General features: G+C 52.5%; 14 protein-coding genes and 1 riboswitch. Of the genes, 4 read left to right on the top strand and 10 right to left on the bottom strand.

Annotated features, from left to right (window positions below):
* Window positions 1-32: 32 nt before the first annotated feature.
* Window positions 33-737 (top strand): 23S rRNA pseudouridine(2604) synthase RluF, encoded by a 705-nt coding sequence (gene rluF / locus PBA01S_RS13910; RefSeq protein ID WP_085170396.1) that lies wholly within the window; start codon window positions 33-35, stop codon window positions 735-737.
* A gap of 64 nt (window positions 738-801) precedes the next feature.
* On the opposite strand, the gene motB is transcribed toward rluF, so the two are convergent.
* Entirely contained in the window at window positions 802-1,614 is an 813-nt protein-coding gene (motB, locus tag PBA01S_RS13905; protein ID WP_371859532.1) for a flagellar motor protein MotB, read from the bottom strand.
* Entirely contained in the window at window positions 1,595-2,398 is an 804-nt protein-coding gene (gene motA / locus PBA01S_RS13900) for a flagellar motor stator protein MotA (RefSeq protein WP_016314637.1), read from the bottom strand. The genes motB and motA overlap by 20 nt, the downstream gene beginning before the upstream one ends.
* A 187-nt stretch (window positions 2,399-2,585) precedes the next feature.
* Here motA and PBA01S_RS13895 point away from each other — a divergent pair, with 187 nt between their 5' ends.
* Together PBA01S_RS13895 and PBA01S_RS13890 are read left to right on the top strand one after the other, a co-directional pair.
* Window positions 2,586-2,879: a hypothetical protein gene (locus PBA01S_RS13895; protein WP_028539084.1), complete on the top strand. Its 294-nt coding sequence runs from the start codon at window positions 2,586-2,588 to the stop codon at window positions 2,877-2,879.
* A gap of 169 nt (window positions 2,880-3,048) precedes the next feature.
* Entirely contained in the window at window positions 3,049-3,348 is a 300-nt protein-coding gene (locus PBA01S_RS13890) for a 4a-hydroxytetrahydrobiopterin dehydratase (protein WP_016314635.1), read from the top strand.
* Window positions 3,349-3,435: 87 nt separating this feature from the next.
* Here the strand turns inward: PBA01S_RS13890 and PBA01S_RS13885 are convergent, their stop codons facing one another.
* The 6 genes from PBA01S_RS13885 to PBA01S_RS13860 all read right to left on the bottom strand — a co-directional run bounded on the left by PBA01S_RS13885 (window position 3,436) and on the right by PBA01S_RS13860 (window position 9,597).
* The gene (locus tag PBA01S_RS13885) at window positions 3,436-3,795 is read right to left on the bottom strand and encodes a c-type cytochrome (protein ID WP_016314634.1); all 360 of its coding nucleotides are present in this window, start codon (window positions 3,793-3,795) and stop codon (window positions 3,436-3,438) included.
* Window positions 3,796-3,959: 164 nt separating this feature from the next.
* Window positions 3,960-4,457 (bottom strand): GNAT family N-acetyltransferase, encoded by a 498-nt coding sequence (locus PBA01S_RS13880; RefSeq protein WP_028539085.1) that lies wholly within the window; start codon window positions 4,455-4,457, stop codon window positions 3,960-3,962.
* Between the two features lie 280 nt (window positions 4,458-4,737).
* Complete coding sequence (locus tag PBA01S_RS13875; RefSeq protein ID WP_028539086.1) at window positions 4,738-5,229, bottom strand: C40 family peptidase; 492 nt, start codon at window positions 5,227-5,229, stop codon at window positions 4,738-4,740.
* 649 nt (window positions 5,230-5,878) lie between these two features.
* The gene (locus PBA01S_RS13870; RefSeq protein WP_085279348.1) at window positions 5,879-6,370 is read right to left on the bottom strand and encodes a C40 family peptidase; all 492 of its coding nucleotides are present in this window, start codon (window positions 6,368-6,370) and stop codon (window positions 5,879-5,881) included.
* A gap of 4 nt (window positions 6,371-6,374) precedes the next feature.
* A riboswitch (cyclic di-AMP (ydaO/yuaA leader) is annotated at window positions 6,375-6,511 on the bottom strand.
* 220 nt (window positions 6,512-6,731) lie between these two features.
* Window positions 6,732-7,562 carry a hypothetical protein gene (locus PBA01S_RS13865; protein WP_127576205.1) on the bottom strand — a complete coding sequence of 277 codons (831 nt, stop codon included), beginning with the start codon at window positions 7,560-7,562 and terminating at the stop codon, window positions 6,732-6,734.
* 34 nt (window positions 7,563-7,596) lie between these two features.
* Window positions 7,597-9,597 (bottom strand): M1 family metallopeptidase, encoded by a 2,001-nt coding sequence (locus tag PBA01S_RS13860; RefSeq protein WP_085170391.1) that lies wholly within the window; start codon window positions 9,595-9,597, stop codon window positions 7,597-7,599.
* Between the two features lie 187 nt (window positions 9,598-9,784).
* Between PBA01S_RS13860 and PBA01S_RS13855 the strand changes: the two genes are divergently transcribed.
* The gene (locus PBA01S_RS13855) at window positions 9,785-10,297 is read left to right on the top strand and encodes a YwhD family protein (RefSeq protein ID WP_085170403.1); all 513 of its coding nucleotides are present in this window, start codon (window positions 9,785-9,787) and stop codon (window positions 10,295-10,297) included.
* A gap of 77 nt (window positions 10,298-10,374) precedes the next feature.
* On the opposite strand, the gene PBA01S_RS13850 is transcribed toward PBA01S_RS13855, so the two are convergent.
* Both PBA01S_RS13850 and PBA01S_RS13845 read right to left on the bottom strand, forming a co-directional pair.
* The gene (locus PBA01S_RS13850) at window positions 10,375-12,720 is read right to left on the bottom strand and encodes a heavy metal translocating P-type ATPase (RefSeq protein ID WP_255315362.1); all 2,346 of its coding nucleotides are present in this window, start codon (window positions 12,718-12,720) and stop codon (window positions 10,375-10,377) included.
* On the bottom strand, window positions 12,717-13,091 hold the full coding sequence (locus tag PBA01S_RS13845) for an ArsR/SmtB family transcription factor (RefSeq protein WP_085170389.1): 375 nt from the start codon (window positions 13,089-13,091) through the stop codon (window positions 12,717-12,719). The genes PBA01S_RS13850 and PBA01S_RS13845 overlap by 4 nt, the downstream gene beginning before the upstream one ends.
* Window positions 13,092-13,386: the final 295 nt, after the last annotated feature.

Raw genomic sequence — 13,386 nt, 5'->3', positions numbered from 1 at the left:
CTAGGCTATGCGGAGGGACCAAAGACAGCACCATGAGAATCAATAAATTCATTAGTGAAACGGGATTTTGCTCCCGACGAGAGGCGGACAAGCTGGTCGAGTCGGGCCAAGTGACCATTAACGGCGTCAAGGCGGTTCTAGGCAGCCAGGCGGAGCCTGGAGACGATGTACGGGTCAACGGGAGGGCGATTGCGGCCAAACGCTCTAAACACGTGTACATCGCTTTAAATAAGCCGGTGGGGATCACCTGCACAACGGAAACGCATGTGAAAGGCAATATTGTGGATTTCGTTGGGCATTCGGAGCGAATTTTTCCGATTGGGCGCTTGGATAAAGATTCCGAGGGATTGATCCTGCTTACCAGCGATGGCGATATCGTCAATAAAATTTTGCGGGCGGAAGGCAAGCACGAGAAGGAATATGTCGTGACCGTGGATCGGCCGATTACCCCTAGCTTTGTGAAAGCGATGAGCGAAGGCGTTAAAATTCTCGGGGAGATGACGTTGCCGTGCAAGGTGACGCGGGTTTCGGATCGGGTGTTCCGAATTATTCTGACCGAGGGGAAGAATCGGCAAATTCGCCGAATGTGCAGCGCTCTCGGGTATGAGGTGCGCAGGCTGCAGCGCATTCGGATTATGAACATCCATCTCGGCCAACAGAAAGTGGGCACCTGGCGCGACTTAACCGAACAAGAGAAGCGGGAGTTGGGCTTGGCCCTGAATTACGAGCTTTCCTAACGTAACATGGACAAAAAATAAAGGACAGGTTGCCTTACACTTAAGGCGCCTGTCCTTTGCTTCTTTATTCGTGGGCAGCTGTTACACCAAGCTGCTCGGTGCTATCTGTGTACTTGCGGATGATTGATACTTCGACCCGGCGGTTCTGTGCGCGGCCCACAGCCGTATCGTTGCTGGCAACGGGGTGATATTCCCCGTATCCGATGGCGCTGAACTTCTTCGGATCCAAGTTCGTGTTCAACAGGAGAATCTTCATGAAGTTGAGCGCCCGTACCGAGCTTAAATCCCAGTTCGACGGGAATTCATAGGTTGAGATCGGCACGTTGTCGGTATGGCCGGATACGATCACCTCATAATCCGGGAATTGCTGCAGCATGTTGGAGATCGCCTTCGCTAACTGCCGAGCTTCCGGCTTCACTACGGCTTCTCCTGAAGCGAATAGCGCTTTGTCGCTAATCGTGATCATCAGCTGGGATTGATTCAGTTTCGTTTCCAAGTCATCCGTTAATCCGTTTTCCTTGATATAGGTGTCCAGTTGCTTCTTTAGAGATTCCAGATTCTGCTGTTCTTGACGCTTCAGCTCGTTCTTCTTGGTCATCAGACCGTTCTCGTTGGTCTTTGGCGTCTCCATTTCGCTGAGCGAAGTCCGGTTGTTGCTGATCATAGCGTTCTGATCGAGGACACTGGTGCCCCCGGTCAGCACGCTCTTAAATGCTTCGCTCATCTCTTGGAACTTCATCGCATCCACTGTGCTCATCCCATAGAGGACGATAAACAGCGCCAGCATCAGCGTCATCAGGTCAGAATAAGGGAGCAGCCAGCTCTCGTCGGCATGTTCCTCGTGATCTTGGTGTTTCTTATTCTTTTTGCTCACCATCACCGGCCCCCTTTTCAAAGATTTCCGCACGTTCCGCAGGGGTTAAGAACACGGCAAGTTTCTGTTGAATTGCAATCGTAGACACACCCGATTGAATGGACAGCAGGCCTTCCACCATCATCAACCGGATCTCCATCTCTTTCTTCGAGAGACGTTTCAGTTTATTGGCGATCGGGTGCCACAGCACATAACCGGTGAAAATACCGAATACCGTCGCAATAAATGCACCTGAAATGGCATGAGCCAGAATCTCCATATCGCTCATGTCGGACAGTGCGGCGATCAGACCGACAACCGCACCAAGCACCCCGAGTGTCGGAGCGTACATCCCCGCCTGAGAGAACATCAGAGCACCTGCTTTGTGGCGCTCCTCGGTGGCCGCAATATCCTCAGTCAGGACATCCTGCACGAATTCTTGATCGTTGCCGTCGATGATCATCCGCATCCCACCGCGCAGGAAGTCATCGTTGATCTCTTCAACCTTCGCTTCCAGCGCCAGCAAGCCTTCGCGGCGGGTAATGGTCGCCCATTCCGTAAACAGGGTGATCAACTCCGCTTTGCTGATCATTTTCGGTTTGACGATCGTCATTTTGATCAAGGTCGGAAACTTCTTCAACTCCGATAACGGGAAGCCCATAAACAGCGTTGCCGCCGTTCCGACAAAGATGATGACGAAGGCCGCAGGGTTCTGGACCAAGCTTTCTACGGGTGCGCCTTTTAGGAACATACCTAAAATCAGGGCAATCAATCCGAGAATCAAACCAATAATTGTTGAAAATTCCATTGTACACCTCGTCCTTGAGAGAAATTGATACCAACTTGCCCTTCCGCGTCCTTGCGGAAGAGGCTGACACACCAGTCTGAAACGATTAACTATTTTATCGACAGATTTCCCTTTTTTTTTAAGTGGTTTTTTCCGGTATAATAAGATTACGGTCAGAATGGAGAAGACCGAAAGGGAGGATATCGCAGTGGGCGTAAAACACGGCAGGGATTATGAATTTATTTTGGCTGATTTGACGAACGCGGTTGGCCGGATTCAAGATAGCTATCTTTTCTTCGAAATGGAGCCCTCGGAATGGGAAGGGTTATCGGATACGGATCGAGGCGAGGTGCTTGAAGCTCTGGCGGAGGATTTATTCTTTGGGTTGGGCTCGGAGCCGATGATTGAGGTAGGCAGTGCGATCGTGATCTATGATCCCGAAGGACATCGCATCAATATCCTGATCGGGGATTCCGAATTAACCTCCGTATCCTTGATATAACCGCATCTGTTGCTGCCGCTGTACCGTCCAATGGCGATAAGCATGAAGGCAGGGGTTCGAGAATACAATAGTTGGAGACGAGGCTAGGACAAATCAAACTTCAGATCCTGGTGCGTGACGAGGAAACTTACATATACAGGAGTTCTTGAAGAGAACGGGAGGAAGAATAATGCCGTTTACACCGCAAGAAGTAGAAGCGCATTTGGAAAAACTGGAAGGATGGGAACTAGAGGAAGGACGATGGATTTTTCGTAAATATACGTTTTCCAACTTTATGAAGGGGATCGCATTTGTAGATGAGGTAGCTGCGATCTCGGAAGCATTTAACCACCATCCCTTTATCACAATCGACTATAAAACGGTAACGCTCCGTTTGACCTCTTGGGAGGAAGGCGGCATTACAGCCGTTGACATCAAGGAGGCGCAGCAATATAACGAGGCCTACGAAAAGATGCGGTCAGGGGATTAGCCAAGTCAGCTCATGATCGGATTTATAGAGGTATCAAAACAACCGCCGGGAATGTAAATTCCCGGCGGTTGTGCTTTTTTCGCGTGTTTATTTTTTCTCCGCAAGCCATAAGGCGACGTTCGCAATTTCCTCTTCCTTTAAGCGATCCTTAAAAGAAGGCATCATGCCGCCCTTCCCTTTGGTGATAATGGAGAACAGTTGGTCTGCCGTCAATTCCGATCCAATCTTCTGCAGATTTGGGCCCGCGCCGCCTTGCAATGTATCACCGTGGCAGGAGATGCAATTTGCTTTGACGATGGCTTCGGCTTGTTCTGCGTTCATGGTGATTTCAGGCATTTGCGGCTTGGCTTCTTGCGCAGCCTCTTCCCGGCTTGGCAAGGTGAACATCAATACAAGGGCTAAAGCGCCTGCGATGACGAACAAACCGCTCATGATCCACTTTTGCATTTCAATCGCCCCTCCTATGTATGCTACCTATCCATTATAACGGAACACACGGGTTGATCATAGTCTTTGTGTCCAAATTAGGAACAAAAATTATCCGTTTCCATTAAATTGTGTGCCATAAGTCATAGTCTTAATCAAAACAAGACATAAAAAAGAGCGTGCCCTTATTCAGGCAGCCCTTTATGAACCATACAATAGAACGGTTTGGACACCCCGCCAGGTGTCATCTTCTCATACAGATCGGTAATGACAAACCCCGCCTTCTGGTAAGCCCGGATCGCTCGGGTGTTCCAGGTCAGCACTTCCAGGTCAATCTGATGATCCGGCTTACGACGCCAGGCTTCCTCCACGATGGTCCTCACAAACAGCTTGCCCAGCCCGTGGCCGCATAGCTCGGGCTTCATACCGATGCCAAGCCGGGTGACTCCTTCCATCGGGAAGTACTGAGCGAAGCCGGCAAGCTCCCCCTTCTCATCCAACACGGAGACATACTGTTCGGCGCGGATCGCCGGGTTCCCAAACTCCACGTCGAGCGCTTTCATTTGCTCCCATGGCAGCCAACTGTAGATGTCATAAGGAGAATCGTAACGCCAGGTGCAAATTTCCGCGCCATGGGCTTCTTCCATCGGTACGATACGAAACGGAGACATCGTTTGGTCCATATTGCCCCCTCCTTAATTAAAGGAAAGTCCGTCGTAATTGTTCCATTATCCTCACAATAGCCGGAATTACGCAGCTTGTAAAGGTTTTTGCCTACCCTTCGGGAAATTAAAATTGTGGGATTTCTCCTGGATATTTAGCTTTGCGGCAACCTTTTTCCCGGTTGTTTCGTTATATAGATAAGAGTACAGATAAAAAAAGACCGCAAGGCGGTTCCAACGAGAACCCGGCCCAGCGGCGAATTAGTGATGATGAACAGGATGAAACCGATAGATCAATGGATTACGATTCCGCAGCGTAGACGGAATAACCGTACTTACTGAGAACACGCTTCGCGCCAACGTAGCGGTTCTGGTAATAACTGTTGCTTAGCTTGTCGATCCGGATGCCCTTGGATGAGGATGCATGGGCGAATTCACCGTCGCCGACGTAAACACCAACATGGGATACTTTGCCCGTCCCCGTCGTCTTGAAGAAGACGAGATCCCCAGCTTGAAGCTCGCTCTTCGGTACCGGTGTGCCTTGCTTATACTGAGCGGCAGACACACGTGCTAACTTGATACCCATCTTGCTGAAGACGTACCGGGTAAATCCAGAGCAATCAAATCCCGCTGTCGTGGTGCCGCCAAATTTATAAGGCGTCCCGTACACGGAATCGACGATACTAGATAGCGTCGTTGTCTCGGCTTTTGCGGAGTCGGCAAAGGCGCTACCTGCCCCCAAGGTGAATAGGAGGGCTAAACTCGTTACCGCTGCTGTCAAAGTCTTTCTCAAGATGTCTTACTCCTTCCAAGGCCTACGAGGTTAGCTTATGGATTCGGTTGAAGGTTCCCTATGATCTGCTATAGCGGTAAGTTAAAAAGTCATCTTCGGATCACGAAGTAACTCAGGATGGAGATTCGGCGTCGAATCTTGAACTCAGCCGGGCCTTCCGCTGCTCACGTAGCTTCCAGCTACGCTGCGCTGCTCAGTCCCTAAGCTTCATTCAACCTTCTCGGTGCTCCAAACCTAACTTTTTAACCTTGATTGAAATGGTAAGTTAAAAAGTCATCTTCGGATCATGAAGGATGTGACTGTTACCTTTTATAGCGAAATCAATTCACCCTTTGGTGGGTCCCCCGCTTCCCGGGTGCGTGGGAATTCGGCAGTTTCATTGTAGATGGCACCCAAGATCTTACATAGAAATAGTTACAACAATAATTACAAAGTTGTTACCATTTACGTTCTTCATTTTACCAAAGCCGTCCAGAGATGACAAGTTTGTCGAAAAAAACGCTTCTATTGGCCCGTGTTCGCGAAGGGATTCGTGGGTAATGGTTCCTAAGAGACTAGGGCTAAAGAAAAGAGTAGGAGAAGGGGAATCCAAGGAAAAAGCCCGCAGAGACGTTGTAATCAACATCCCCACGGGCTTCGTAGCGAGTTCTTATTGAACATCATCATGTTCAGCAATTTCACCGGTCACATCTTCATACTTGTCGTTGCTCATGATTCGTTTCGCGCCAACGTAACGATCGACATAATACTTCTCGCTTAATTTGCTGATGACTACACCTTTGGAGGAGGAGGCATGAGCAAATTTGCCGTCGCCGACATAGATGCCGACATGAGAAACGCCTTTGCCGGAAGTATTAAAGAAGACCAAATCGCCTTCGATCAGTTCGCTCTTGTCAACCGCAGTACCCATTTTGTATTGGGATGCGGACTGATGAGGCAGCTTGATGCCGATCTTCGAGAAGACGTACATCGTAAATCCAGAACAGTCGAATCCGGAGGTTGTGGTTCCGCCTGCAACGTAGCTGCTACCAAGCGCGCCGTCGATGACACTGTCCAGTTTGGAATCGGCGAAAACGCTGCCAGTTCCAATGGTGAAAAGCATGGCAAAACTTACTGCTGCTACCGTCAAACGCTTCTTCAAGAAGTTATGCTCCTTCCAATGCCTACGAGGTTAGCTTAAGGATTCGGTTGAAGGTTCCCTATGATCCCTCTCAAACGAGATCAATTCACCCAAAGTGGTTCCCCCGTTTCCCTGGTGAAGGGAATTCGGCTTTGTTTTTCACACCTGTCATTTCTAATTTGACATCCGGCACGAATCTCCTGCCAAAGATGACAAAAATAATTACAAAACTGTTACTGAAATTGCGTTGCTGTTATTGTAACAAAGGTAGGTATCTTTTGGCAATGCTTAATTCACAAGATTAAGAGGGGAAATAGGACGGAAGGCCTTCGCCGAACGGCGAAGGCCTTGATGTTACAGGGTTTTGAGGAGTTAAAAAATTTTAACTTTTTTGTGCCTTGGACTGCCAAAGATGAAATTGAGAGGCGATCTTCCAGACCTTAAATGTGCAGCGAAAGAGAGGATAAGCCTGCTGCAGGATGAGGGCCAGCATCCCCGTCCAAATCCAAGATGCGGTGCCGAACAGAAGGAAGAGGATCAGGCCAAAAGTCCCGAGAATTAGCGAGATAGAGATGCCCTGCAACAGGGTTCGGAAGCAAGCTAGCAGGGAATTCCAAACTCCGGCTTTAAACAAGTAGCCGAACTGGACAAACAATAGGCATTGCCGGATAAACCAACCGTAAATGAACCAGCCCAGGATCAGCCCAAGCCCAGTGAGCCAGGTTGCCATCGGAAGTTCCATCCCGGTCAACCCCGGCCAAAGCGACAGTAGTCTCGAAACAATCCAGAAGGCGGGCAACAAGGTAAGTACGAGCTCCATCGCGTAGAACAAAATTACCGGTTTACCAAATTCCTTCATTCCTCGGAACAGGGGGAAGCCGGGGTTGCGATTTTCCGCCGGTGTGAAGCCGTAGAAGATTCCAGCTTGGATCAACGGAGTCAAGATCATGCGCAGGACGATCATCCCTGCCAGTAGCCAGCAATACAACCGAACCTCGGGATTGCTCCATAAATTCATCTGTCCCTCAAGCAAGAACAGGAGTTTCGATAGCGCCGTGGGCGGCGGGTCAGGATATCTTTGCAGCAGCGCCGTTACGGCAGTATCGACCAACCGGTACAAGAACAATCCCCACAGCAGCTGGTACAGGAACAAGATGATGACCGAGGGAAATTGGCTTTTCAGGGCAGTCCACCCTAAACGAACGAAACTCATTTCTTTCCCTCCTTATAGAAGTATGGACCTAGGGTTACCACAGAAGTCCTCCAAGGATCGCTTCAAGCAGCTTGGTGACGCTCATATTGGAGCGCGACAATGTGGTTTCAGGGACTTCTGCTTTCAGATAGTTGTTGATGTGAAGGTTCTCCACCGTTAAGGTGTAGTCCGGGTCGATCTGAACCCATGCCAGCGGTGCTTTATATTGCAGCTTGATCTCGAGGCGAGAATCTTCCCCGTTCCATTGCTTGCGTACGGTGTGTCCATCGGTGAAGGTGAACAGCAGCGGAACCTTCGGGTGGGTTGCCCCTTTGCGGGTAAAGACCACTTTCGACTCGTATATCGGACCGCCTTCCTGATTGATCGGAGTGATTTGAATGTTGTCTACTGCAAAATCCGCCATTTTCCCATCATAGACGTATTGTTGAAAATACGCTTTCCAGCTGCGGCTGGTCACTTGCTCAACTACCCGTTGGAAATCAGCGGTCGTTGGGTGCTTAAATCGATATTTCTGGCTGTACGTGCTCAGAATCCGCCTCATCGTCTTGCTGCCGACCTGCCGCTCGATATCCAGCAGGATTAATTTGCCGCGGTAGTACGCATTCTTGGCATAGCCATCCCCGGGGCCGTATTTCCAGGCGTTCTGGGTCAAGGAAGCCGGTGAAGTAATCATAGCCGATTGGATCGGCAAATTCGGGGTGATGCCGAACTCCTGCTCCATGAGCTTATCCTCTGCATAGGAGGCAAAAGCTTCATCCAACCAAGCTTCCTCGAATTCATTGTTGGCGATCATCCCGTAGAAGAACTGATGGGCGATTTCGTGGATGACCGTGCGCTCTAGATCATCGTATCCAGGGGAATCGCTGACGGCCCCAAACGCGGTAACTAGAGTCGGATATTCCATGCCGCCGGCCCCGTTTGCGTTCGCCGGTGGAACGACCACGGACAGCGTGGAATACGGGTACCGGCCATACCACTTACTGTAGTTCGCCAGAGCGACCTTGGCGGCATAGAAGTAGCGTTCCTTCAGATCCTTATGTGCGGGATCGAGATACAGCTTAATACGCACGCCGGGAACTTCTGCTGAAGAGAAGGGCTCTTCCATGTAGATGAAGTTCGGCGAAGCCGCCCAAGCGAAATCGTGGACATCGTCGGCGTAGAATTGCAAGGTTTTCCGTCCGTTCTTCAACACTGCCTTTTTGGTCTGAAAACCGGTGGCTGCCACGGTGTACGCCTCGGGCACATTGATCCTTACACTGTAAATCCCGAAGTCGGAGTAAAATTCCGAGTTCCCGTGATACTGATGGAGGTTCCAGCCTTCGGACGTCCGCCCCCGAGTCCCCACCGGCTCGTACACACTCATCTTAGGAAACCATTGCCCTGCCATGACGAAATCGTCGGCAACGCCCATACGGGCAAAAATCTTCGGCAGCTTGACGGTGAATTTCATCCGCAGCGTCAGGCTTTCACCGCCCTGGACCGGCACCGGCAGCCGAACTTTGGCTAAGGTCTGATCCTTCGTATTGCCGTCGTCAGGCTGAACATACTGAATCCGATGCAGCAAGGAGATGCCGTCGGTCGTTTTCAGTTCGGTGATCTCCATGGATCCCCAGCCGTCCTTGGGCATGACGTCGTTCCGCAGTTTTCCGCCCGACTCTTTCATAAACGTCGTATCCTCGGAAGCAAACGCGTTCGGATATAAGTGCAAGTACACCTCGTTGATCGTCTTCTTGCCGGGATGGGTCCAAGTCAGCGTCTCTGAGCCGGTTAACGTCCCTTCCTGCTCGTTCAGCGTGACGTCGATGTGGTATTCGGCGACCCGATTGCTGAGCACTTCGGCGGTCGGTTGCTGAATGGTTTCAGTTTGCGGCGGCGTGGGGGTTTGTCCGGTTTTTTGGACCGCTTTAGGCCCCGCCTTGGCCGGGACGAACGAAGCCAGCGATTCCCCACCTCCCCGCAGGGTCACCCAGGCGGCTCCGAGGGTGAGGCACAAGGCAAGGATAGAAATGCCGTAGACAATAGTACGTCGGGTCATACAATGGATACCTCCCGTTGACAAGCATCTACAGCATGTATATGTTTGCATTTGGAAGATTATTAGTTAAAATTGAGAGGTAGTTAAAAAGCCATTTTTTGAACTAGGATTGAGATGTAAGGATAACGATAGAAGCTGCCTTGCTTATGAGAACGAGGCGGCAGGTATGCGAAATATGGAGGGAATTATGGATCAGACACCGAAAACGGGTAAAAAGATTTTTGCCCTCAACATTATCAGCAACGATGAGAAGAGCAAACATAAAGGCTTTGGTGCAGGTTCCATCGATTTGAACAGCATGTCTCCGGTCATCATCGACGGGGATGAGGTGTACATTGATGTCGGTGCCATGCATGCGAAGAGCAAGGTGGAGAAAGGCATCAAATTCTCGACCAACCGGGAGGACGTACCCAATGGCCGGCAGGTCTGGATCGTTTGGGTTGCGGTAGATCGCGGGCCGGAAGGCCAATTCTACGGCGGAATGACGGCTTGCGAAATGTTGATTGACACGGAAGCACGCCGCGGCTGGAAAATTCTTGCCGACCATGTTAACAAAATGGATTATGCGTTAAAACGCAGAGTGATTTTGGACGGATTGAGCAAAGAGCAGAAGGCCGGGCTGAAGCAGCTGCTGATCGAGACTAATGCGGAATGGTGGGACCGCTCGCCGGAAGAGCTGAAGGCGGCCCTGGACGCGTGAACTGAATAAATGAGGCATAAAAGAAACGCCCCTATCCGGTTGAACTCCCGGAAGGGGCGTTTTGCTTGGAAGGGAAGTTAGCGCTGGGGGCTGACTTGAATTTTCGGCGAACCCGCCGCCGTTTGCGGGTCCTTACCGAGTAAAATGGTCAGTCCGAGCAGCGTGACGAGAATGGTCGCGCCCATATCGGACATGACGGCTACCCACAGCGTAAGCCAGCCGGGGATCGTCAGCAGCAGGGCGATCAGCTTCAGCGCAAGCGAGAGGCTGATATTCCAGGCGACGATCCGGCCAGCCCGCCGGGCGATACGGATGGCGCGGGGGAGATGGCCGAGATGATCCTGCATCAGCACGATGTCGGCGGTCTCTACGGCGCTGTCCGTGCCTTGGCCCATGGCGATCCCCAGGTCGGCGGCAGCCAAGGCCGGAGCGTCGTTGATCCCGTCGCCGACCATCGCCACGCTCCCGCGGCCGGCCAGTGCTTGGATCTGCGCGACCTTCTGCTCCGGCAGCAGGCCGGCATGCCATTCGCTGACACCGCTGCGGTCAGCGATCGCTTGGGCCGCCGCGGCGTGGTCGCCCGTCAGCATGACGGTGCGGGCGACTCCGGCGCGGTGCAAGGCGCGGACGACGTCCGGGGCTTCCGGACGGAGTTCATCGGCGAGGCCGAACAGGCCCAACACGCGCGCGGATTCCGCGGCGAGCACTACGGTGAGGCCCTCCGCTTTCAGGCGCGCGAGGTCAGCAGTGACGCGCGCCCGCTCCTCGCCGCCGAGGGAGAGCTGCGCGAGCAGCGCTTCGCTGCCGACATAGCAGCGAACGCCGTCGACCTCGGCGCTCACGCCCACGCCGGGCAAGGTCGTAAGCCCGGCGGGATGCGCCCAGCAGTCACCGCGCTGGGCGCCATCGGAGCAAGCGGCATGAGCGTCGCTGCTATGCCCGCTGCTTGGGGAATCGCAGCAGCACGCTACGTCGCTGTGCTCGTCACTGTTGCCGCTGGTGCGGGCGGCAACGTAACGCACCACCGCAGCGGCCAGCGGGTGCAGGGAGCCGCGCTCCAGTGCGGCGGCTACCGTGTAAAACCGCTGCGGCACATACGCGATCTCGCGCTGCACCTCCGGCTGCCCCTTCGTCAGGGTGCCGGTCTTATCGAACGCGATCGCGTCCAGCTTCCCGAGCTGCTCCAGATGCACGCCGCCCTTGACGAGCACGCCGAGCCGCGCGCAGCGGGTCATTCCGCTGACCAGCGCGATTGGCGAGCTCAGCACAAGGGCGCACGGGCAGCCAACGATCAGAATGGCTAGACCTTCGTAGATCCATTTCATCCACGGCTGCCCGAACAGCAGCGGCGGAGCCAGCATCACCAGCGCAGCCAGAATCATGATGGCCGGCGTATACCATTTGGCGAACCGATCGATGAACAGTTCGGTTGGCGTTTTCTTATCCTGCGCCTCCTGGACAAGATGCATGATCTTGGCCAGTGACGAGTCCTCGTACGGTTGATCAATTCGGACGTGAAGAAGTCCTTCCGTATTGATGCTGCCGCCGAATACCGGCATGCCGGGCTGCTTCGTGACCGGAATTGATTCGCCGGTAATGGCTGCTTCGTTGACGGCGCTCGTCCCTTCCAGGACCGTGCCGTCTGAAGGGATCTTCTCCCCGGCTCGGACGAGCACAATATCGTTTGCCTTCAACCGCGCGATCGGGACGATCATTTCCCGTCCATCTTGAATGACAATCGCTTCCTTTGGAGCAGCATCCAATAACGCCGATAGCGAGCGGCGGGCGCGGCTCATGCCATAGCCCTCCAACAGCTCGTTCAGACCAAACAATATCGCGACCAACGTCGCCTCTTTCCATTCCCCGATCAACACCGCACCGGTTAAGGCTACGGTCATCAACGTATCCATATTGAATTTCAAGCGGAGCAAGTTCCGCAAACCGCGCAGGAATGTAGTGTACCCGCTGAGGACCATAGCTGTCAGATAACCTGTTATCCGTACGGCATTGGGCACGTCGAACACAAACGTCCCCGCATAGATCACGGCGGAAATCACCAGCAGCCAGATTCCCAGGCGGCTCTCATGTTCATGCGGTTCACTAGAGCTTCCGAGTTCTGCGGCCTTCTGGGAGACGGCCTCCGAAGCAGCCATAGCAGCCGTATCGTCAGCGAAGCTGGGATTCGGTAAGACTAAGGTGGCGCCATCCCTTTTTAAAATCCGCTCCACCTGCTTCAAATCCACTGCAGGATGGAGGAGCAGGCGTCCGCTATTATATAGAAGAGAGGCATCCTCCCCGTAATCCAGGCGCTGAATTTCCTCCTGCATCTCCCGGGCGCAGTTCGCGCAGGACAATCCCATCACACGATACTCGATGCGATGGTTCTCGCCTGGCGTTTGATTTTTTGCCACTGTTGAGTTCATTCGTTCATCTGCTCCTTCTGATGCTCCAGCGTCATGGCTACCAGCGTCTGAATATGATGGTCGCTTAACGAATAGTAAACGTTCTTGCCTTCCTTGCGCGATTTGGCGATATGCAGTGCCTTCAGCTGGCGCAGATGATGGGAAGCCGTCGCCACGGAGACGTCGAGTAAATCGGCGATATCGCAGACGCACAGCTCCTGATGCTGCAAATAATAAGCAATCTTCACCCGATTCGGATCGGACAAAGCCTTAAAGATCTGGACCATCCCGTTGACGTCACGTTCTGCCAGACTTTCTCGAAGCCTGTTCGTACGTGCAGGTTCCGTGTAGTACTGCTCGCACACATCTGCGGTCTCTACCGTGTCGGCCATGGAACGTCGACCTCCTTTATTCAAATCAACGTTTGAATGATATAGTTCAAGTATAAGCGATCTTATAGCATATTCAAAGGTACTTTTGAATGTGTATGGCAACGATTTAGAGGCTCTGCTGCCCCATCGAGGCGCTTGTCGTGCCTTTTTGTGGGATTATCCCTTTCATTCAGATGGGTGTAGGGGAAGGAATGCTAAGAAGGTCTCCCTAGAAAGTGATCTTGTAAGGAGACCTCATGTTTGAACGGAGTCATATGAAAAATAGACAGGAGCACGGATTTTCACCCCATGCTTC

The sequence above is a fragment of the Paenibacillus barengoltzii NBRC 101215 genome (assembly GCF_004000745.1).
GTDB lineage: Bacteria > Bacillota > Bacilli > Paenibacillales > Paenibacillaceae > Fontibacillus > Fontibacillus barengoltzii.
This window is presented reverse-complemented; position numbering and strand designations above follow the sequence as displayed.